This window comes from Streptomyces acidiscabies (assembly GCF_020010905.1).
Taxonomy (GTDB): domain Bacteria; phylum Actinomycetota; class Actinomycetes; order Streptomycetales; family Streptomycetaceae; genus Streptomyces; species Streptomyces acidiscabies.
This window is the reverse complement of record NZ_JAGJBY010000001.1, coordinates 1,218,935-1,239,183: the sequence shown is the minus strand read 5'-3', so window position 1 is coordinate 1,239,183 and position 20,249 is coordinate 1,218,935. Positions and strand designations below refer to the sequence as shown.

Genomic DNA, 20,249 nt, shown 5'->3' with positions numbered 1-20,249 from the left:
GCAGAAGAGCCCCTTTATCACCCCATGACGGGTCCGGGGAGCACAATGCGACAAACGAGCGTGCGATGTCAGAGGGGGCGACTACATTCGAGGTGACGGCAGAAACGGGTGGAGGGGGCCGCATGGCGAAGAAGGACGCACTGCCCCGCTGGGACCGCAAGATGCAGCAGCGGCTGGCACGCGGAGAGGCGGCGGCGCTCGGCGAGCTGTACGACCGATTCGCTTCGCTCGTGCACGGCCTCGCCCACCGCGTGCTCGGGGACGAGCGCGGAGCCGACCGCATCACGCGCGAGGTGTTCACGCACGTGTGGCAGCACCCCGACGCGTACGACCCCAAGCAGGGCCCCCTGCGCACCTGGATCGCCGCCCTCACCCACCGCCTCGCCGTCCAGCACCTGCGCGACACCGGCGCCGCCGACCTCGCGCACGGCTCCTCCGGCTCCCCCGAGGACCTCGAACACCGCGTCCGGCACGCCTCGGTCGCCGCCCGCGCCGACTACATCGTCCAGTCCATGCCGACACCCCTGCGCAGCGCGCTCGAACTCGCCTACTTCCAGCGCCGCGACTACCGCCAGACCGCCGCCGACCTCGGCGTCACCGAGGACGAGGCGCGCCGCCGGCTCCGCCTCGGCCTCCAGCTGCTGTCCACGGCCCACGACAGCGCGGCACCCGGCGCACCACCCGGCCCCGGCTACGGGGGTGCGGCATGACCAACGCCGACCGGCACGCCGAGGACCCCTTCGACCCGGACGAGTACGGCGCCCCAGGCGTGCCCGGCACCCCGGGTCCCGGCCGGCCCTCGCCCCGGATACCGCTGCCGCGCGCCGCCGCCGAGGACGACGCGGCGTACCCCGCCGTACGACAGGAAGGCGGGGGCGTCCCCGCACCGCCGACACCCCCTCTGGAGCACCCGGTGCTCAAGTCACTGCTCGGCGGGTGCGGGGCCTGCGCCGACGAGGCGCGGCGGCTGCGCGAGGCCGTCGGGCTGCTCCAGCGTCCCGAGCCGCTCGACCTCGACCCCGGGCTGCGTACGCGGGTCCTCGCGAGCTGTCTCGAACGGCGTCCGCCGCGCATCCCCGTGCCGGAGTGGGCCCTGTCGTACGACGCGGAGGCCGCGCGGCTCGACGCGCTGCTCCAGGACTTCGGGGACTCCGAGTGGCACGCGCCCGTACGGCTGCGGTGGTTCACCGGGGAGCGGCAGGAGAACCGGCGCACCACCGTCGCCGGGGTCATCGCGCACCTCCACGCGGTCGACGGGCTCGTCGCCGTCGCGCTCGGGCTCGACGATCCGCTGCGCGGGGGTGCGGACGACGTGGGGTGCGGGCCCGTCGCCCGGACCGAGTTCTCCTGGCGCAGCACCCGGTTTCCGCACACCCGTACCGTGCGCGCGCCCTGGCGGGCCCAGGCCCACGACATCGTGCGGACCGCGTCCTTCACGGGCGGCTCCGCCGGGGGGCTCGGGGTGTCCTACGGTGATTTCGAGCTGCCCCTGCGGGATGCGCTGCTGGACCGGGCCTTCGAGTGCTGGGTCCATGCGGACGACATCGCGCAGGCCGTGGACTATCCGTACGATCCTCCCGCGCCGCGTCATCTTCGCGCGATGATCGAGCTGGCCGCGCGGATGCTGCCTGCTGCGCTGGCTGAGCGGCGTCTTGCCGGGCTCGCGTCTCCGGGGCGTACGCGTCACCTCGTCCCTGCGGGCCACCCTGGGCGCAGTCTTCGGCTGGAGATCGAGGGGCTCGGTGGGGGTGAGTGGTTCATCCCGCTCGACTCGCCTGCGGCTGTCGGGTCCGCCGAGTACGAGGTCGCTCACGTCGCGTTGGACGGGGTCGAGTTCTGTCAGCTCGCGGCGGGGCACATCGCGCCGGACGATGCGGCTGCGGGGCAGGTCGGGGATCGGGAGGCGATCAGGGATGTGCTGTTCGCTGCGGCGGCGTTGAGCCGGATGTAGGGGGTGGGGGAGGTTCGTCGGCGGGTGCGGGTTGTATGTGGTTGCTCGCGCAGTTCCCCGCGCCCCTGAAAAACAACGGTGCGAGCCGGTCTTTTAGGGGCGCGGGGAACTGCGCGAACGGCCACAGCGGACCCGCACCCGCCCACCCGTCAGCACCACCCGAGCTGCTACGCGAACACCACCGTGCGACGGCCGTTCAGCAGGATCCTGCGTTCCGCGTGCCACTTCACCGCTCGCGCCAGCGCCTGGCACTCCACATCGCGGCCGATCGCCACCAGCTGGTCCGGCGTGACGTCGTGGCCCACCCGTTCGACCTCCTGCTCGATGATCGGGCCCTCGTCGAGGTCGGCCGTCACATAGTGCGCCGTCGCGCCGATCAGCTTCACGCCCCGCGTATGCGCCTGGTGGTACGGCTTCGCGCCCTTGAAGCTGGGGAGGAACGAGTGGTGGATGTTGATGATCCGGCCGCTGAGCTGCTTGCACAGGTCGTCCGACAGGACCTGCATGTAGCGGGCGAGGACCACCAGCTCGACGTTCTCCTCGCGGACGATCTCCAGGAGGCGGGCCTCCGCGTCGGACTTCGTGTCCTTCGTCACCGGGATGTGGTGGAAGGGGATGCCGTACGAGCCGACCAGTTCCGCGAAGTCCGTGTGGTTGGAGACGACGGCGGCGATGTCGACCGGCAGTGCGCCGGTGCGTGCGCGGAACAGCAGGTCGTTCAGGCAGTGGCCGAACTTGCTGACCATGAGGACGATGCGGGTGCGTTCGTCGGCGCGGTTGATCTGCCAGTCCATGTGGAACGAGTCGCCGATCGCGGCGAAGCTGGCGCGCAGCTTGTCGGTGGTGAGGGGTTCCTCGGCGGAGAAATGGACGCGCATGAAGAACAGGCCCGTGTCGTGGTCGCCGAACTGCTGGCTGTCCTCGATGTTGCACCCGGTCATGAACAGGTAGCTGGACACGGCGTGCACGATGCCGGCCTTGTCGGGGCAGGAGAGGGTGAGGATGTACTGCTGGGCCGGGGCGGCGGCGGGGCTGGACTGCGCGTTCATGTCGGACAGGGTCCCATATGTACGCGGGGGGTCTCGGGGGGTTCCAGTGGGTGGGCGGGTGCGGGTGCGTCGTGGTTTCTCGCGCAGTTCCCCGCGCCCCTAAAAAACGCGGTGCGGACCGGATTTTTTAGGGGCGCGGGGAACTGCGCGAACGGCCACAGCGGACCCGCACCCGCCCACCAACCACAAGCCCCCTAAACCGCCCGCGTAACCATCCGCAGCACCTCCAACGTCTGCGGCGCCCCCTCCGGATCCTCCCCGTCGGCGACAGCCATCCGCACATGCGCATCCCGCGCCGCCCGAACCGCCTCCCCCCACCCCGCATGATCGAGATACGCGGAGACGGGCGCATCCGGCCCCACCTGATGCATGATCCGCAGCACCCGCAGCACGGCCGTATCGACGAGCGCCGCCTCCTGCGAGTCCCGGAAGATCGTGCCCACGTACTTCTCGGCCGACCAGTTGTCGAGCCAGGTGTCCTCGACGAGGCGGTACACGGCGTCGGTGACGTCGCCGTACCCCTCGGCGCCGGCGAGCCAGACGCCCCGCTGGAAACCGGGATCGGAGAGCATGTGCAGCGCGGAACGCACATTGCTGCGCCAGCGCCACCACGGCATGTCGTTGAGTGGCATGACGCCCATGGTGGATGAGCGACGGCCCCGACGGGAAGGGTTCTCCGGTCCTTGCAAGGTCATGGATCCTATGATCGCCGACACCCCGGACGGCCCTGCCTGCCACCCCCGCCCCCGAGACCCCGCGTAATTCACCTCCGCGTCACCTCACGTTGACCGCGAGTGACTCCCGAGTTGGGGATGTGACGGAAGCGTGTGTGTCCATGACCGGCAGGCGACGCACGCGCAGCACCTTCCTCCCCAGGACCGGCCGCTTCACCAGGTCTGTCAGAACCAGAACGGCGACTCTGGTGGCCGGCGCGTCGCTCGTCGCCGGATGCGGGGCCATCCCCGGTACCACGGGGGGTGCCGGGGACGACCCCGTCGTGGTGATGACGTGGGCCCCGCAGGACACCGGCGCGACGAACAAGCCGGGGATGCCGGCCTTCGCGCAGGCGTACGCGCGCTGGGTGAACGACAACGGCGGTCTGGGCGGCCACGACCTCAAGGTCCTGACCTGCAACGACCACAACGACACGGTGGGCGCGGCGACGTGCGCGCGGCAGGCGGTCAAGGAGGGCGCGGTCGCGGTCGTCGGCTCGTACAGCCAGTACTCCAAGTCGTTCTTCCCGCCGCTGGAGGGCGCGGGCGTCCCGTACATAGGCGGCTACGGCGTCACCGAGAACGAGTTCACGAGCCCCCTGTCGTACCCGGTGAACGGCGGCCAGCCGGCCCTGCTCGCGGGGCTCGGCGAGGAGCTCGCGAAGACCTGCGGCCGGATCGCGCTGGTACGGCCGGACACGATCGCGGGCGACCCGCAGCCGGTGATGCTGGACGCGGGCCTGGAGACGGGCGGCCACGCAGCGTCGGACGACCAGCGGGCCGCCGAGGACGCGGCCGAGTACGGTACGGCGGCCGAGGCCGCGCTCAAGGAGGCGACCCGCGGGCCGGCGGCGAACAAGGCGAAGAAGGGGTGCGTCGTCCCGGCGCTCGGTGACCGGACGAGCATCTTCATGGACTCCTTCCGCCGGGTCCGCGCCGAGTACCCCGAGGTGCGGACGGCGTCCGTGCTCGGCAGCGTCGACCAGACGGAGATCGACTCGACGGGCGGCGCGAGCAGTCCGTACGAGGGGGCGTACGTCACCGGCTGGTACCCCGTCGCGAGCGACCGGCGGTGGGACGGGATGAAGAAGGTCATCAAGGAGGAGGCGTTCTCCGACACGCGGATCGACGCGGAGGACACGGGAGTCCAGACGACGTACCTCGCGTTCATGGTCCTCAAACAGGCCGTCGAGTCCCTCAAGGGTGAAGATGTGACGGCCGGTTCACTGCGGGGCGCTCTCGACGACGGCCTGAAGGTCGACACCGGCGGCCTCACTCCCACCCTCGGCTGGGAGTTCTCCGGGCGCCTCGGGTCGGTCGGCTTCCCCCGGATGGTCAACTCGGCCGTGACGCTCCAAGTGGTGCGCCAGGGACGGCTGGTGGCCGCCCGCGGCGACTTCGTGGACGTGACGAAGTCGCTCCAGGCGGCGAGCCTGCGGTAACCCTCACAGCTGCGTCGGCTGCCGCTCCGTCAGCCCGTACTTCTTCGCGATGACGTTCCACAGCGCCGCCGCCTTCGCCTTCTGCTGCGTCGCCGTGCCGCTCTCCTTGTTCCCGGCCGCCGTCTCGGACGTCGTACGGGCCTGGCCCTTGCGGCAGCCCTTCTTGTCGTCGGCGACCTGGTCGGCCCAGGCGGCGTAGTGGTCGTCGGCGGCGGCGGAGGCGTGCCACGCCTTGGTGAGGGCGCCGGTGAGGGCCTGGTGGTCGGGGAGTTTGTCGACGGACAGGGCGGACAGCTTGGTCACCAGGTCGTTGCGCTGGCCTGCGGCGTCGCGCAGGTCGGCGGCGGCCTTGTCCAGGTTGTCGCACGCCTTGACGTCGGCGACCGCGCCGATCACCGTCGCGCGGCTGCTGCCGCTGTCCGCGAGCAGCTTGTCCAGCGCGGCGGCCTGCGCCTCGGCGCCGTCCCCGGCCTTCGTGCCGGTGTCCCCGCTGGGGTCGGCGGACGCGGCGACGTTCGTGCTGTTCGCCTTGTCGTCGTCCCCGCCGCTGCCCATCAGGGCCCCGGCGCCTATCCCGACGACCGCGAGCGCGACGCCCGCCGCGACGATCAACGGCACCTTGGAACGGCTGCGGCGACCCCGCCCGCGCGCGTCGTCGTCGTAGTCGTACGAGGGCTGCTGGGCGTACGGCGCGGGCGCGGGCTGCCGGCCGTACGGGGCCTGCTGCGGCGGACGGCCGTACCCCTGCTGGGGCTGTCCGTAACCCTGCTGCGGCGGAATTCCCCCGGACGTGGCCGCCCCGGGCTCGTCGCGGAACAGGTTCTCGAACCCGGCGGGGGCGCCGCCGCCCGCGGGCACGGGCGGGATGACCTGGGTGGCCTCGGAGTCGCCGGGCGACGGCATCGCGCCCGGGTAGCCGCCCATCTCCGGAGGCAGCGCGCCCGGGGTGACCGGCGGGAGGACCTGCGTCGCGCCCTCCTCGACGGCCGGGACGGGCGGGAGGTACTGCGTCGCGCCGTCCGGGGAGTACGCGCCCCCGGCGGCCGGGTTGGGCCCGTCGACGACCGGCGGCAGGTACTGCGTGGCGCCCTCGGAGCCCTGGAATCCACCGGCGCCCGGGTACTGGCCCGGGAATCCGCCCATGTTCTGCGCCTGGCCCGGGTAGCCGCCGTCCGTCACCGGCGGGATGTACTGCGTCGCGCCCTCGTCCATCGGCGGCAGCGGCGTGCTCTGGCCGTAGGTGGCGGGCGGCTCGTACGGCTGCTGGTAGGCGGCCTGCTGGTCGTACGAGGGGGTCTGGCCGTACGAGGGGGCCGGCGCCCCCTGTCCGTACGTCACCGGCGACTCGCCGCCCTCGGGGGGCAGCGGCCAGCTCTGCGTGGACGGGTGGGACGGCTGCGCCGGGGGCGGTGTCCAGCCGTGGCCGGCGACCGGCGGAGCGGGGTCCGGCTGGGGGTCGTACCGGGGAGGCGGAGGGAGCGCCGCCGCGCCCGTCATGCCCGGCAGCAGCGGCGCACCGCCGTCGGAGGGCAGCACGATGCCTTCGCGCGCGGGCCGCGCCGAGGGCTCCTCGCCCTGTCCACTCTGCGTCACGGGACTCCTCCGAACGGGGGACTACACGACAGTCGTCGGCTCACGCTACCGGGTCCCCGGAATCCCGTACCACACAGCTCAGGCCGTGACCTGCGGCGCTGTGACGTCACTAACAGCGCCGACCGCCGTACTCGTGGGTACGGCGGTCCGGTGTGCGTGCTCAGGCCGCCGTCTGGAGGTCGAGGCGGGCCCCGAACTCCCGGACGACGGGCTCGTCCCGGTAGGGCTCCAGGCGCTGCTGGAGGTCGTCGAGGTACTCCGCGCCCCGGTTGGAGCGGAGGGTCTCCAGGAGGTCGATGGCCTTGAGGCCGGTGTGGCAGGCCTGCTCGATCTCGCGCTGCTGGACCTGCGCGGTGGCGAGCAGGACGTACCCGATGGCGCGGCGGCGCGCGCGCGTGGGCGGGTGGCCGGCGAGGGACTGTTCGGCGCAGCGGGCGGCGGCCTCCGCCTGGCCGAGGTCGCGGTGGCAGTGGGCGAGTTCGTCGGCGAGGTACGCCTCGTCGAAGTGGGCGATCCAGGGCGGGTCGTCCCCGGTGTCGGTGCCGGCGGCCTCCAGCGCGGACAGCGCGCGGGAGGACGACAGCTGGGCGGCGCGTACGTCGCCGAGGAGGGCGTGGCCGCGGGCCTCGGCGGCGTGGAACATCGACTCCGCGCGCGGGGTGACGCGCCCACGCGCGCCCTCCTGCGCGGCGCGCGCCAGCTGGGCGATCTCGCGCGGGTTCCCGAGCTGGGCGGCGAGGTGGCTCATGGACGCGGCGAGGACGTACCCGCCGTAGCCTCTGTCCCCCGCCGCCTGCGCGAGCCGCAGGGACTGGATGTAGTACCGCTGCGCGAGGCCCGGTTGGCCCGTGTCGACGGCCATGTACCCCGCCAGCTCGGTCAGTCGGGCGACCGCCGCGAACAAGTCCCGCCCCACCGCCTCCCGGTAGGAGCCGGCGAGCAGTCCGGAGACGACGCTGTTGAGGTAGTGGACGACGACGGGGCGCACGTGCCCGCTGCCGTACTGGTGGTCGAGGTCGACGAGGGCTTGCGTCATCGCGCGGACGGCGGAGACGTCGGACTGGCCCACGCGCGGGCCCGCCGAGCGGGCGACCTGCGCGTCCGGCGCGGAGATCAGCCAGTCGCGGCTGGGTTCGACGAGCGCCGAGGCGGCGACCGAGGAGCCCGAGAGGAAGTCGCGGCGGCCCACGTCGCTGCGCCACAGCTCGCAGACCTGCTCGATCGCGCCGAGGACCGTCGGGGAGAACTGGAGGCCGACGCCCGAGGCGAGGTTCTTGCCGTTGGCCATGCCGATCTCGTCGATCGTGACCGTACGGCCGAGTTTGCGGCCCAGCGCCTCGGCGATGATCGCCGGTGCGCGGCCCCGCGGTTGCTGTCCGCGCAGCCAGCGGGCCACGGACGTCTTGTCGTAGCGCAGGTCGAGGCCGTGCTCCGCCCCGCACATGTTGACCCGGCGGGCGAGCCCGGCGTTCGAGCACCCCGCCTCCTGGATGAGCGCCTGCAACCGTTCGTTCGGCTGCCGCGCGACAAGCGGCCTTGCGGCCATGGCGTAACCCCCTGTGGCTGCGGTGCCTGCCACGCACCGAGTTGACGTGTCTTCCACCGGTCGGCTCCGGGTTGGTCGTCCTCGGGTCCGGCTGTTCAGGATCCGGACCCGTAACCGAAAAAATCCGGCCGTGAAGATCAGTGCCCCGCCTGCCTGACGAAAATGCGGGACTTGCGAGGATTGCCGGGGTATCGGGCGGAGCGCTGCCCTGGACGTGACTCCCCGTTCCCCCCGGTTTGTGACTACCCGTTCCGCGGCGCTTTCCTGCCACGCGCCCCCGGACGTGCACCCATGCGCCCCGAAGGCCGAACCGGTGCTCTCCCCCGCGCACTTGAACATCCGTCAGAGCCGTCCGGGAGCCCGCTTCCGCCCAAGCTCTCGGGCACGCGTAACCCCTCGTGACCGCTAGAGTTGTGCTCACCGTGGAAGAGACCATTGCCGGCGTCGCCGAAGCCACCCAAATCCCGAAGCAGCGCGGGGAAACGCTGCTGGAAACCGCCGTCCGCTATGCCGAGGAGCGCCATTGGGACGTGTTCTCCGGCACCTGGCTGGAAGCCGTCGACGGAGTGCAGCGCTGCTCCTGCGGTGACACCAAGTGCGCCGCGCCCGGCGCACATCCCGTGCGCCCCGACTGGGCGTCCCAGGCGACGGGGAGTGCGACCGTCGCCCGCAGGATGTGGCAGAAACAGCCCTCCGCGTCCATCCTGCTGCCGACCGGGCGCACCTTCGACGCGATCTCCGTGCCCGAGACCGCGGGGTTCCTCGCGCTCGCGCGGATGGAGCGGATGGAGCTGACGCTGGGGCCCGTGACCCTCTCGCCCGACGGACGGATGCAGTTCTTCGTCCTGCCCGGGGCCTCGGTCAAGGTTCCCGACCTGCTGCGGCGCATCGGCTGGTCGGCCGACGCGCTCGACCTCGACGTGCTCGGGGAGGGTTCGTACGTCGCCGCTCCGCCGACCCGGCACGGCTCTCGCGCCGTCCAGTGGGCCTGCCGTCCCACCGCCGCGAACCGTTGGCTCCCCGACGCGGAGGAGCTGATCTCACCGCTGGCCTACGCGTGCGGCCGGGACCGGTAACTCCGTTCCGCCTGAAGGGCGTTCATTCACACTGGCCGGGCCCGCCGGTCCGGGGGGTATGCCGCGGAGGCGGTGCCTGGGGGTGGGGCCCGGCCGAGGGGTTTGTGGGGGGTGTTCTGCACGGGTACTCGTGGGGGTGCCGTGTACGCCGGGGCAGGGCTCGTACGTCGGCGGGGCCGGGTCCCTCACTCCGCGAACGCCCCCTCCAGGAACGGTTCGATCGCCGCTCGCCAGGCCTCCGGCTGGTCGTAGTGGACCAGGTGGCCGGCGTCGGAGACCTCCGCGTACTGGCCCCGGGGGAGGACGCGGACCATCTCCTGGGCCTCGGCGCGGCCCAGTTCGCCGTCCAGGCCGCGGACCACCAGGGACGGGCACTGGACCTGCGCGAGTTCCTCCCAGTGCGCGTCGTACACCCATGTCTCGCGGGACTTGAGCATCTGCTCGGGCTCGAAGACGGGGCGCCAGCCGTCCGCGGACTCGTGCATGACCTCCGCGTAGAACGCCCCGCGCGCGGGGTTGGGCCGCTCGACCCAGGGGTCGTCCTCGCCGAACCACTTGCGGACGTCCGCGAGCGTCGCGAACGGCACCGGCCAGGACCTGAACCAGTCCGCCCACTCCCGCTGGGACGCCGCCCCCAGCGCGGACGCCCGCATGTCACAGACGATCAGCCCGCGCACGAGATCGGGCCGCTTCGCGGCGAGCTGCCAGCCTGTGAGCGCTCCCATCGCGTGCCCGATGAGTACGGCGGGCCCGAGCCCGAGCTGCTCCAGCGCCGCCTCGGCGTCCTCGACGTACGCCTCACGCGTGTACGCGGCCTGCGGGGGCTTCTCGCTCTGCCCGTGCCCCCGCTGGTCCAACGCCACCGCGCGATGCCGCTCGGAGAGCCAGCGGGCGGTGGACGCCCAGTGGGAGGCGCGGCCCATGAGGCCGTGGAGTAAGAGGACGCCGGGGGCGGAGTCGGTGGCGGGGCTGCCGGGGGTGCGGTCACCGGTCTGGGGCGCGCCGCGCGGATGGGCGTCGCGCGGATGGGCGTCGCGCGGATGGGCGTCGCGCTCAAGGCCGCCGTCCTGGTGTGCGCCGCCCGGATGGGCGCCCCCCTCACGGCCGCCGTCCTGGAGTGCGCCGCCCGGATTCGCCCCGCCCTCACGGCCACGGCCCTCGAAGCCGGCGCCTTCAGGGCCTCGCCCCTCGCGAGCACCGCCCCGGGGCGCGCCGCCCCGATGAGGACCCGTCTCCGGTCCGCCGCCCGCGAAGCCGTCCGCCTCGAAGCCGTCCGCCTCGCGAGAACCACCCGAAAGAGCACCCCGCGTGGAGCCGTCCCCCGAGCGGCCCTCACCCGGCGCACCCGCGCCCGGCGGTGTTCCCCGTCCGTTCCCGGCAGGACCCAGCCCCCGCCCGGCCCCCTCCCGCGCCCCCGGCTGGTCCGGAATCTGCTTGGGCGGGTCACCGAACTCCCAGGCCGCGAGGCGTACCCCGCCGGCCCCGGTCACCTCGATGCGTCGCGCCATCGGTCTGGCACCCCCCTGGCTCCGCTCGGCCCGCCCGCTCCCGCTCGAGCCCACCGGTCCGAGTCAACCGCTTCGTGTCTGCCGTCGTACCACTACCGCCGTGTCCTGCTCCCGCCGCCGGACCGCCCCGCTCCCGCCCACCCGAAGCGCGGCCTCCGCTTTTGCGGCCCCTCACCCGCAGCGTATCGAATGCACATTCGAGAAACCGAGTCTCCGGCGGCAACACCGCTCGTTCGAGTGACAGGGCTCAAGGAATGATCGCCGCTGCCGAGGGGAGATCTTCAGCGGGAGGCGGACCGGCCGGGGAAACCGGTCCGAGGGGAACGACCCTGGGAGCTCGGGGCTCCGGGTCGGTACAGGGGAGGACAGGCCCCGGTGCTTCACGGCACCGGGGCCCTTCTCACGTCTGCGGCACATCTTCCCGCCCCCTCCGGTCATATGCCTCACGCGACAGCCTCGCACGCGCGGCGCCCGAGCGCTGCGATTCGGTACAGGGAATCTTCGGCTTCAGGACTCCCGAAGGGAACCCAACCACCGCGAGCGGCTCAGGAGTTGACCATGCCCCACGATGAAGCCCCGCACGCCCGCGGGTACGCGGCGCTTGCACGGCCCCGACACGGGACGCCGAAGCCGACGCCGGCACCGGGCACTGGGCCCCCGACACCGACCCGGCGCACAATCCCGACCCGGGCCTCGCGCGCGCCCCCTGGCATCGGCAACCGTCCGGCATCCGCCGCCTCGGAACCCAGAACCCGGCACAGCTCATCGCGCGGCACCCACCACCACCCCGAAGCCCGGCCTCGACCGGGCAACCCGGCATCTGCCCTCGCCCCCGGCACGCCGGAGCCGGACACTCGGCGCCCGGCACGGACTCGGCGCACAATCCCGCCCCGAAGCCCCCGCGCGCCCCCGGCATCAGGCACCCGCCCAACACCCGCCACCCCTGAGCCCGGAGCCCAGCGTCGGCCCGGCAACCCGGCACCCGCCCTCGCCCCGGCACGGCTCACCGCCCGCACTCGCCGCCGCCCCGAAGCCCGACCTCAGCCCAGCAGCCCGGCACCCTCCCTCGCCCCCGGTCCCGGCACGGCTCGTCGCACGGCACCCACCACCGCCCCAGAGCCCTCCCCCGGCCCAGCACCCGGCACCCGCCCGAAGCCAGGCGCCGCCCCAGCCCGAGCCCCGTTCCCCCACCAACCCGGAGCCCCGGCGCCCCGCGTCACCTCACCGCTTGGCCACAAACACGTGCGACGCCACGTCCGACTCCAGCTCCGCCGCCTCCCCGCCGCTGCCGACCAGCACCCCGCCCGCCGACTCCGTCACGCTGACGACGGACCCGGGCTGGACGCCCGCGCGCCGGAGCGTGTACATGAGCTGCGCGTCCGTCTGGATGGGCTCGCCGATGCGGCGGACGACGACGGTCTTGCCCTCCGTACCGGGGTCGAGGTCGGCGAGGGAGACCATGCCCTCGTCGAGGAACGGGTCGGCGCCGTCCTTCTCGCCGAGCTCCTCCAGGCCGGGGATGGGGTTGCCGTAGGGCGACTCGGTGGGGTGGCGCAGGAGCTCCAGGACGCGGCGCTCGACGGCCTCGCTCATCACGTGCTCCCACCGGCACGCCTCCGCGTGGACCTGCTCCCACTCCAGCCCGATGACGTCGACCAGGAGGCACTCGGCGAGGCGGTGCTTGCGCATCACGCGCGTGGCGAGACGGCGCCCCTCGTCGGTCAGCTCCAGGTGCCGGTCCGTGGCAACGGAGACGAGACCGTCGCGCTCCATGCGCGCGACCGTCTGGCTCACCGTCGGCCCGCTCTGGTCGAGCCGCTCGGCGATCCGGGCGCGCATGGGGACCACACCTTCCTCCTCCAGCTCGAGGATGGTGCGGAGATACATCTCCGTGGTGTCGATCAGTCCGGACATTCGTGCCCCTCGATTTGCTCTGCCGAAGGCTGGACGGCTCTCGGCGCGTGCGCTGGCCCTGTCCCCAATTCTGCCGGATACCACTGACAACCGTGCCGCGCCGGCGAAACCCCTTCCCGCGAGCCCCCTCCCGGGAGGGCCGCACCGCTTCCCGATCACCAGGCGTCACCCGCACACCACCTCCCGGACACCCCCGTATTGACACCGCACTGGTCCAGACCGCACGGTGATCCGCGGAACGGACGGGCACGGCGCGAAGGAGCTCGACGATGGGTGGCTCAGAGGTCGGTGAGCGGTTCTTCGAGGCCGCCCTCGCACTGCTGGAGCGCGTGCGCGCGGAGGAGGCCGGTGCGGTCGAGGCGGCGGGCGAGCTGCTGGCCGACACCGTCGTGGCGGGAGGCCGCCTGTTCGCCTTCGGCGCGGGCCACTCCTCGCTCGCGGCACAGGACCTCGTCTACCGCGCGGGCGGCCTCGCGGTGATGAACCTGCTGTCGGTGCCGGGCCTGGTCGGCGTGGACGTACGGCCCGCGACGCTCGGCTCCGCGCTGGAGCGCGTGGACGGCCTCGCCCAAGTCGTCCTGGAGACCTCGCCCCTGCGCGCGGACGACGCGCTGATCATCGTGTCCCTGTCGGGCCGCAACCCGCTCCCCGTGGAGATGGCCCTCCACGCGCGCGCACGCGGAGTGAAGGTCATCGGCGTCACGTCGCTCGCGTACGCGCGCGAGACGTCCTCCCGCCACTCCTCGGGCACGTTCCTCAAGGACCACTGCGACCTGGTCCTCGACTCCAAGATCCCGGTCGGCGACGCCACACTGACCCTCACCGACGTCCCCGCCCCCTTCGCCCCCGCCTCCACGGTCGTCACCTCGGCCCTCCTCCAGGCGGTGGCGGCAACGACGTCCGCCGCCCTGGCCGCACGCGGCGTGGAACCACCCCTCCTGCGCTCGGGGAACGTAGACGGCGGCCACGAGTGGAACGCGCGCGTGCTGGAGAAGTACGGCGACCGGATCTTCCACGGCAACTGACGCCGGTCCTACCCCCGCTCCTGCCCCGTCACCCCGGCCAGATCCAGCGCCGCCGCGATCCGTACGGCGACGTCCTCCGCATACGTCGTGTCGGCGCGCTCGAACGCCGTACGCCCGCGCCCGCGCAGGAACGTGACCGCGCCCAGCGTGCGCCCCCGGCTGCGCAGGACCGTGGACAGGGCGTGGACGGTGTCCTCGGGCCACTGGCGGGTGCGCGCCCAGACGCGGGCCTGGTCAGCGGGGATGCCGGCGGCTCCGGCGCGGACGGTGCCCCCGCGGGCGACGCACTGGAGCGCCGGGTGGCCCTCCGGGTAGCCGACGGGGAGCCCGGGGTGGGTGCTCAGGACGCTCGGCCCGGGGCCGCCGGCGGGGGTGGAGGCGACGCGCACGAGCCGTACGGGCGTGACGAGGTCGGCGTCCGCGCGCGGGGTGCCGTGGAGGCGGTCCAGGAAGACGTGGTCGGCGAACCCGGCGAGCGCGAAGTCGAGGTGGACGGTCGCGGCCTCGGCGGCGTCCTCGCACTCGGCCGCCGCGCGCGCGGCACGGTGCAGCTGGTTGGCGCGGAAGCGCAGCAGGGACGCCTCCTGCTCGCCCTGCTTGGCCTCCGTGACGTCTTGGAAGAGCCAGCCGACGCCCAGCGGCACGGGCTCCTCCGCGAGCGGCGAGGAGAGCCGTACGAAGCCGCTGCGCCAGCAGCGCCGCTTCTCGCCGTCGGGGGTGCGCACGCCGATCCACATCTCGGCGGGCGCGGGCGGGGCGCCCTCGGCGAGGACGTGCGTGAGGGCGCTCTCCAGCTCCTGGACGCCGTACGTGAGCAGCTCGCCCAGCGGACGGCCCAGGACAGCCGTACGGCCTGTGCCAAGCGCCTGCGCGGCGTGCGGGTTGACGACGGCGGGGCGCAGGTCGGCGTCGATCAGGACGACGCCCCAGGAGGCGTCCTCGAACAGGGCCTCGCTGAGCGCGATGGACCGCTCCAGGTCGATCTGCGCGTGCACCTCGCTGAAGGCGCAGTACAGCCCGGCGGGCTTGCCGTCGGGCCCGCGCACGGCGGACGACTGGGTGCGGACGAGGACCCGGCCGCCGTCCTTGGTGAGGAGCGCGAACTCGTGCACCTGGCGCCCGGCCGCGTGCATGGCGGCCATCAGCCGGCCCTCGACCTCCTCGGCGTCGGCGCTGCGCACCGCCCAGCCCGCGAAGCCGTGCCGGCCCACCGCCTCCTCGGCGCTCCACCCGAGGATGCGCTCCGCCTCGCGGTTCCAGTGCGTGACGACCCCGTCGACGTCGAACGCGCACAGCGCCGCGTCCATGCCGTCCAGCAGCGCGGCGAGCAGGTCGGACCCGGACGGCCCGTCCCTGCCGGGCTCGTCGGGGCCCAGCTCGTCGGTGGTCCCCCTACGCCGGGAAGCGCTCACCTGGACCCCCTGCCAGCGTCGGTTCGCTCACTCGCCCTTCATTCAACTGGAACGTGACTCAGCCCACACGGTGTTCCCGGAAGCCGGTCCGAGATTCGGAGTCCTCAGATCGACCCACCAGTCGTCGCCGTCCTCCAGGGTGTACCGCTCGACCTCGTCGAACCCGCGTGCGCGGGCGAACGCCAGTCCATCGGTGTTCACGGCCAGCACACAGGTCTCGACGACCTCGGCACCGAGCCCGCGCGCGTACGCGAGGGCGTGCCGGTACAGCGCCCCGCCGTACCCGCGCCCCCGGAACTCGGGCAGCACGCGCGCGATGACGGTCGCAGTCCGGTCCTCCTCGCGCGGGGGCCGCACGGTCGAGCAGCCGACGAGCACATCCCCCACGTAGGCGTTCTCCAGCCGATACCGCCCCGCACGCTCCTCGACCTCGGCCAGGGACAGCGCCGCAGGCGGCACGACGGTGTTGTGGACGTGCCGCCACTGTTCCAATGGCCGCTCGCCCACGGCGGATTCGATACGAAAGCCGATCACACGAAAAGCCGAACACGCACCTGCGCGCGTGTCAACGCGGGGTGCCGGGCGGCGTCATCGGAAAAGTCGGGCCGGAAAAACCGGTTGAGGTGTCCCGGAGGTGGTTCCTAGGGTGTGGGGCACACGAGAAGGGAGGTGGTTCGGCAGATGTATGGAAACCGGACGCGTGAGGTGACTGCGGGCTAGCGCCCGTCACCCGCAGTGCGGTGCCGGACCCGCGCGTGAGTGTTGCGCGCCGCCGGCCCAGTCCCAATGCAGTCACCCGACCCGCGAGTCGCCGGTACGTCCGGCCGGCTCCTCCACGGAGGAACCCGACTCGCGGGTCGCCTGCGTTTCCGTGCGTTCCGGAGGATTTCCGGGGCGTGATCCACGCCACGTACGAATCTTTCGCCGAGCGGTAACCTGGGGTTCATGCTTCCGCTCGTTCGACGCCGCCACGTGGACTACGTCCGCGTCACGAGCATGGGCTGTCGACGCTCCGTCTGAGCCTCCAGCCCGCATTCCCGGCCGCCCTCCAGGGCCGTCGCCTCCTGCTCACCCGGCACCCGCGCCCGCGCCCCACCCACGGCGGCGGGTCGGCCCCCGTACACCTACGGACGCACCATGACGAACCCGTCGTACCAGCAGCTCCCGATCATCGACCTCTCCGCGGCGGACGCGGGCCCCCGCGCGCGTGCGCGGCTGCACGAGCGCCTGCACAGCGCCGCGCACGACGTCGGCTTCTTCCAGCTCGTGGGCCACGGCGTGCCGGACGGCGAGACGGCCGCCCTGCTGACGGCGATGCGGCGCTTCTTCGCACTGCCGGAGGCCGAGCGCCTCGCCCTCGACAACGTGAACTCGCCGCACTTCCGCGGCTACACGCGCACGGGCGACGAGCGCACCGCCGGCCGCCAGGACTGGCGCGACCAGCTCGACATCGGCGCCGAGCGCCCCGCGCGCGTGCCGGGCCCCGGCGAGGCTCCGTACTGGTGGCTCGAAGGCCCCAACCAGTGGCCCGCCTCGCTGCCCGAACTGCGCACCGCCGCGCTGCGCTGGATCGACCGCCTCAGCGCCGTCTCCGCGAAGCTCCTGCACGAGCTGCTGGCGTCCATAGGCGCCGATCCCGGCTTCTACGACCCCGCGTTCGGCGCGCACGCGCACCCGCACCTGAAGCTCGTCCGCTACCCCGGGAACGCCGGGAACGGCGCCGACCAGGGCGTCGGCGAGCACAAGGACTACGGCTTCCTCACGCTGCTCCTCCAGGACCGGGTGGGCGGCCTCCAGGTCCAGCGCGAGGACGGCCTCTTCCACGACGTGCCGCCCCTGGAGGGCGCCTTCGTCGTCAACCTGGGCGAGCTGCTGGAGGTCGCGACCAACGGCTACCTGCTCGCCACCAACCACCGCGTCGTCTCCCCGCCGACAGCCGTGGAACGTTTCTCCGTGCCGTTCTTCTACAACCCGCGCCTGGACGCGCGCGTGGAGCCGCTGGCGTTCCCGCACGCGGCGTCCGCGCGCGGGGTGACGACGGACCCGGCGAACCCCTTGTTCGCGGAGTACGGGTTCAACGAGCTGAAGGGGAAGCTGAGGGCACATCCGCTGGTGGCGGAGAGGCATCACGCGGGGCTGTTGTCGCCGGCGTAGTGCCCCGCGCGCGTGCTCCGTTCGGCGTCAGCCGGTGAGGCCGTCGTACCCGTCGATCTCGCGCGGGTCCCGGCCCGCCGGACCGATGTACCGCGCCGAGGGCCGCACCAGCCGCCCCGTCCGCTTCTGCTCCAGGATGTGCGCCGACCACCCCGCCGTACGCGCGCACGTGAACATCGACGTGAACATGTGCGCCGGCACCTCCGCGAAGTCGAGGACGATCGCCGCCCAGAACTCGACGTTGGTGGCGAGCACCCGGTCGGGACGGCGCGCGTGCAGCTCGGCGAGGGCGGCCTTCTCCAGGGCCTCGGCGACCTCGAACCGGGGCGCGCCGAGTTCCCGCGCGGTACGCCGCAGCACGCGCGCGCGAGGGTCCTCGGCGCGGTAGACGCGGTGCCCGAAGCCCATCAGCCGCTCACCCCGGTCGAGCGCCTGACGGACGTACCCGTCGGCGTCCCCCGTGCGCTCGATCTCCTCGATCATGCCCAGCACGCGCGAGGGCGCGCCCCCGTGCAGCGGGCCGGACATGGCCCCCACGGCGCCGGAGAGCGCGGCGGCGACGTCCGCGCCGGTGGAGGCGATCACGCGCGCGGTGAACGTCGACGCGTTCATGCCGTGCTCGGCGGCGGACGTCCAGTACGCGTCGACGGCGGCGACGTGCCTCGGATCCGGCTCGCCGCGCCAGCGGATCATGAACCGTTCGACGACGGAGCGCGCCTTGTCGATCTCCCGCTGCGGCACCATCGGCCGCCCCTGCCCGCGCGCGGACTGCGCGACGTACGAGAGGGCCATCACAGCGGCCCGCGCGAGGTCGTCGCGTGCCTGACCCTCGTCGATGTCCAGGAGGGGCTTCAGGCCCCACACAGGGGCCAGCATGGCCAGCGCGGACTGCACGTCGACCCTGATGTCCCCGGAGTGCACCGGGATCGGGAACGGCTCGGCGGCCGGCAGCCCGGGGTCGAACGCGCCGTCGACCAGCAGACCCCAGACGTTCCCGAACGAGACGTGCCCCACCAGGTCCTCGATGTCGACGCCCCGGTACCGCAGGGCGCCGCCCTCCTTGTCCGGTTCGGCGATCTCCGTCTCGAACGCGACGACTCCTTCGAGACCGGGTACGAAGTCGGACATCAGGCGGCTCCTCGATGTGTGGGGCGGGATGTTCTCGGCGGCCGGCGCGCGTGCGCGAGGGCGGTCGTTCCCGCGTGCTGCTCGGTTTCGGGTGCGGGTCGTTCTCGGGTACGGCCGGCGTTCGCGCGCGGTCCGGGTCGGTGTGCGGCGTTGTTCGTGCGCGGGACGCGGGCGCGCGGGGGGCGGTCGTTCACGCATGACCGTGTTCTCGCGTGCTCGGTTCGCGTGCAGCTCGGTTCGGTGCGGCACAGCCGGTTGCGGCTCCTGCTGTGCGGCATCAGCACCATATCCCCGGGTGTCACCTTTGGGGAGGTCGTACGGCACTGAGTGCCACCCAAAGGGTGCCCGGTGGAGCGCCGGAACATGCCTGGGCCGTACGGCGGTCCCGCGCGCCTGCGCGTTCCGGCAGACCACCCCGCGCGCGCCCGCTGATGCGGCAGGATGACCGCGTGAACGATCACGACGCCGCCTCCCCCGATCCCGCCGCGATGCGTACGCAGTACCGGGCGGAGGGTCTTGCCGAGGAGGACCTTGCCGCGACCCCGGTGGAGCAGTTCGCCCGCTGGTTCAAGCAGGCCGCCGCCGAGGCACACCTGTTCGAGCCGAACGCGATGGTCGTCTCCACCGCCGACACCGAGGGGCGGCCCAGCGCGCGCACGGTGCTGCTGAAGCACTTCGACGAGCAGGGGTTCGTCTTCTACACGAACTACGGCTCCCGCAAGGCCCGCGACCTCGCCGGAAACCCGTACGTCTCCCTGCTGTTCCCCTGGCACCCGATGGCCCGCCAGGTCATCGTGCACGGCGTGGCGCGCCGTACCGGGCGCGACGAGACGGCCGCGTACTTCCGCACCCGCCCGCACGGCTCCCAGCTCGGCGCCTGGGCCAGCGCACAGTCCTCAGTCGTCCCGTCCCGCGCGGAACTCGACGCGTCGTACGCCGAACTGACGGCGCGCTATCCCGAGGGGGAGCAGGTCCCGGTGCCCCCGCACTGGGGCGGTTTCCGGGTGGCTCCCCAGTCGGTCGAGTTCTGGCAGGGCCGGGAGAACCGCCTCCACGACCGGCTGCGGTACGTCGAGGAGGCGGACGGGGGGTGGCGGGTGGAGCGGCTGAGCCCCTGAGGCGCCGGGGCCTCGATTTCTTGTACCCGTGCGCCGCTGGGCCTTTGAGGTGCCGTCAGATCTTGCCCCAGAGGTACGCCGTGCGGTGGCCCTCCAGGACGTCGGTTATTCGCGCGCGGAACGCGTCGGAGAAGTCGGGCCAGTTCCAGAACTCCAGCCCCAGGTGCCCGAAGGCGAGCGGCGGGCCGTCCCAGCCCCACTCCGGCACGGGTACGGGGGCGGCGCAGGCGGGGCACTCGACGGTGGCCGCGCCCGTGTCGCGCCAGGTCTGCATGGCGTCGCTGAAGCGGCTCCAGGCATCGTCGAGGGTGGTGGCAGCCGCGCACCGGGGGCAGACGGCCGCCTCCGGCATGTCCGCGCCGCTGTGGAAGCCCCCGCGCCCCACATGCACCGCGAGCCCGCCCGACGGCTCGTGGTCCCCGTCGTCGTCCACGGCCCGCGCCCAACCGGGACCGGCCGCATACCCACTCCCGTCCGCCACCACGATCCCCTCCCCCACGAGCCACCCGACGACGCGCTCCTTGAGCCGGGCCGCCTCCGCCTCGCCCGCCTCAAGGTCCACGATCACCTGGAACCGATCTCCCATGCCCCCACCGTAGAACCCGCCACTGACAACGCCC

Annotated in this window: 16 protein-coding genes and 1 pseudogene; 7 read left to right on the top strand and 10 right to left on the bottom strand. The window is 73.0% G+C overall.

The genetic code is table 11. The features are described from left to right. Nucleotides 1-122 precede the first annotated feature (122 nt). Nucleotides 123-710 (top strand): sigma-70 family RNA polymerase sigma factor, encoded by a 588-nt coding sequence (locus J8M50_RS06025; RefSeq protein ID WP_010357807.1) that lies wholly within the window; start codon nucleotides 123-125, stop codon nucleotides 708-710. Then, nucleotides 707-1,951: an MDMPI N domain containing protein gene (locus tag J8M50_RS06020; RefSeq protein ID WP_223786170.1), complete on the top strand. Its 1,245-nt coding sequence runs from the start codon at nucleotides 707-709 to the stop codon at nucleotides 1,949-1,951. Before J8M50_RS06025 ends, J8M50_RS06020 begins: the two co-directional genes overlap by 4 nt. A 167-nt stretch (nucleotides 1,952-2,118) precedes the next feature. On the opposite strand, the gene purU is transcribed toward J8M50_RS06020, so the two are convergent. Both purU and J8M50_RS06010 read right to left on the bottom strand, forming a co-directional pair. Next, nucleotides 2,119-3,000: a formyltetrahydrofolate deformylase gene (purU, locus tag J8M50_RS06015; RefSeq protein ID WP_010357805.1), complete on the bottom strand. Its 882-nt coding sequence runs from the start codon at nucleotides 2,998-3,000 to the stop codon at nucleotides 2,119-2,121. Between the two features lie 194 nt (nucleotides 3,001-3,194). Then, nucleotides 3,195-3,695, bottom strand: a complete 501-nt coding sequence (locus J8M50_RS06010; RefSeq protein ID WP_029184378.1) for an SCO4402 family protein — start codon at nucleotides 3,693-3,695, stop codon at nucleotides 3,195-3,197. Between the two features lie 140 nt (nucleotides 3,696-3,835). Here J8M50_RS06010 and J8M50_RS06005 point away from each other — a divergent pair, with 140 nt between their 5' ends. Then, nucleotides 3,836-5,155 (top strand): ABC transporter substrate-binding protein, encoded by a 1,320-nt coding sequence (locus tag J8M50_RS06005; RefSeq protein WP_029184377.1) that lies wholly within the window; start codon nucleotides 3,836-3,838, stop codon nucleotides 5,153-5,155. A 3-nt stretch (nucleotides 5,156-5,158) separates the two neighbouring features. On the opposite strand, the gene J8M50_RS06000 is transcribed toward J8M50_RS06005, so the two are convergent. After that, nucleotides 5,159-6,748, bottom strand: a complete 1,590-nt coding sequence (locus tag J8M50_RS06000; protein WP_010357802.1) for a YML083C domain-containing protein — start codon at nucleotides 6,746-6,748, stop codon at nucleotides 5,159-5,161. A 160-nt stretch (nucleotides 6,749-6,908) separates the two neighbouring features. After that, nucleotides 6,909-8,294, bottom strand: coding sequence for an NsdA family TPR-like regulatory protein (locus J8M50_RS05995; protein WP_010357801.1), 1,386 nt, complete (start codon nucleotides 8,292-8,294; stop codon nucleotides 6,909-6,911). A gap of 413 nt (nucleotides 8,295-8,707) precedes the next feature. Between J8M50_RS05995 and J8M50_RS05990 the strand changes: the two genes are divergently transcribed. Then, the gene (locus J8M50_RS05990) at nucleotides 8,708-9,370 is read left to right on the top strand and encodes a bifunctional DNA primase/polymerase (RefSeq protein ID WP_010357800.1); all 663 of its coding nucleotides are present in this window, start codon (nucleotides 8,708-8,710) and stop codon (nucleotides 9,368-9,370) included. Between the two features lie 185 nt (nucleotides 9,371-9,555). Here the strand turns inward: J8M50_RS05990 and J8M50_RS05985 are convergent. Together J8M50_RS05985 and J8M50_RS05980 are read right to left on the bottom strand one after the other, a co-directional pair. After that, nucleotides 9,556-10,329, bottom strand: a pseudogene (locus J8M50_RS05985) (alpha/beta fold hydrolase); the annotation flags it as partial. 1,770 nt (nucleotides 10,330-12,099) lie between these two features. Next, nucleotides 12,100-12,792, bottom strand: coding sequence for an iron-dependent transcriptional repressor DtxR (locus J8M50_RS05980; RefSeq protein WP_010357798.1), 693 nt, complete (start codon nucleotides 12,790-12,792; stop codon nucleotides 12,100-12,102). A 269-nt stretch (nucleotides 12,793-13,061) separates the two neighbouring features. On the opposite strand from J8M50_RS05980, the gene J8M50_RS05975 reads away from it, so the two are divergent. Continuing rightward, nucleotides 13,062-13,817 carry an SIS domain-containing protein gene (locus tag J8M50_RS05975; protein ID WP_010357797.1) on the top strand — a complete coding sequence of 252 codons (756 nt, stop codon included), beginning with the start codon at nucleotides 13,062-13,064 and terminating at the stop codon, nucleotides 13,815-13,817. Nucleotides 13,818-13,825: 8 nt separating this feature from the next. On the opposite strand, the gene J8M50_RS05970 is transcribed toward J8M50_RS05975, so the two are convergent. Further along, entirely contained in the window at nucleotides 13,826-15,229 is a 1,404-nt protein-coding gene (locus tag J8M50_RS05970) for a PAS domain-containing protein (RefSeq protein ID WP_010357796.1), read from the bottom strand. Nucleotides 15,230-15,271: 42 nt separating this feature from the next. Further along, entirely contained in the window at nucleotides 15,272-15,763 is a 492-nt protein-coding gene (locus J8M50_RS05965) for a GNAT family N-acetyltransferase (RefSeq protein WP_050987357.1), read from the bottom strand. Between the two features lie 603 nt (nucleotides 15,764-16,366). Here J8M50_RS05965 and J8M50_RS05960 point away from each other — a divergent pair. Next, entirely contained in the window at nucleotides 16,367-17,383 is a 1,017-nt protein-coding gene (locus tag J8M50_RS05960; protein ID WP_010357794.1) for an isopenicillin N synthase family dioxygenase, read from the top strand. Nucleotides 17,384-17,410: 27 nt separating this feature from the next. Here J8M50_RS05960 and J8M50_RS05955 read toward each other — a convergent pair whose 3' ends face one another. Then, nucleotides 17,411-18,511, bottom strand: coding sequence for a citrate synthase 2 (locus J8M50_RS05955; protein WP_010357793.1), 1,101 nt, complete (start codon nucleotides 18,509-18,511; stop codon nucleotides 17,411-17,413). A gap of 431 nt (nucleotides 18,512-18,942) precedes the next feature. Between J8M50_RS05955 and pdxH the strand changes: the two genes are divergently transcribed. Next, entirely contained in the window at nucleotides 18,943-19,629 is a 687-nt protein-coding gene (gene pdxH, locus J8M50_RS05950; RefSeq protein ID WP_010357792.1) for a pyridoxamine 5'-phosphate oxidase, read from the top strand. A 55-nt stretch (nucleotides 19,630-19,684) separates the two neighbouring features. Here pdxH and J8M50_RS05945 read toward each other — a convergent pair whose 3' ends face one another. Beyond that, entirely contained in the window at nucleotides 19,685-20,215 is a 531-nt protein-coding gene (locus J8M50_RS05945; protein ID WP_029184374.1) for a YheV family putative zinc ribbon protein, read from the bottom strand. Nucleotides 20,216-20,249 lie beyond the last annotated feature (34 nt).

Bases quoted from the DNA above. Each gene is read 5' to 3' on its own strand.
- J8M50_RS06005 (WP_029184377.1), top strand. From the start codon at position 3,836: ATGACCGGCAGGCGACGCACGCGCAGCACCTTCCTCCCCAGGACCGGC.
- purU (WP_010357805.1), bottom strand. From the start codon at position 3,000: ATGAACGCGCAGTCCAGCCCCGCCGCCGCCCCGGCCCAGCAGTACATC.
- J8M50_RS05955 (WP_010357793.1), bottom strand. From the start codon at position 18,511: ATGTCCGACTTCGTACCCGGTCTCGAAGGAGTCGTCGCGTTCGAGACG.
- J8M50_RS05980 (WP_010357798.1), bottom strand. From the start codon at position 12,792: ATGTCCGGACTGATCGACACCACGGAGATGTATCTCCGCACCATCCTC.
- J8M50_RS06020 (WP_223786170.1), top strand. From the start codon at position 707: ATGACCAACGCCGACCGGCACGCCGAGGACCCCTTCGACCCGGACGAG.
- J8M50_RS05995 (WP_010357801.1), bottom strand. From the start codon at position 8,294: ATGGCCGCAAGGCCGCTTGTCGCGCGGCAGCCGAACGAACGGTTGCAG.
- J8M50_RS05960 (WP_010357794.1), top strand. From the start codon at position 16,367: ATGACGAACCCGTCGTACCAGCAGCTCCCGATCATCGACCTCTCCGCG.
- J8M50_RS05975 (WP_010357797.1), top strand. From the start codon at position 13,062: ATGGGTGGCTCAGAGGTCGGTGAGCGGTTCTTCGAGGCCGCCCTCGCA.
- pdxH (WP_010357792.1), top strand. From the start codon at position 18,943: ATGCGGCAGGATGACCGCGTGAACGATCACGACGCCGCCTCCCCCGAT.
- J8M50_RS06025 (WP_010357807.1), top strand. From the start codon at position 123: ATGGCGAAGAAGGACGCACTGCCCCGCTGGGACCGCAAGATGCAGCAG.
- J8M50_RS05945 (WP_029184374.1), bottom strand. From the start codon at position 20,215: ATGGGAGATCGGTTCCAGGTGATCGTGGACCTTGAGGCGGGCGAGGCG.
- J8M50_RS06010 (WP_029184378.1), bottom strand. From the start codon at position 3,695: ATGACCTTGCAAGGACCGGAGAACCCTTCCCGTCGGGGCCGTCGCTCA.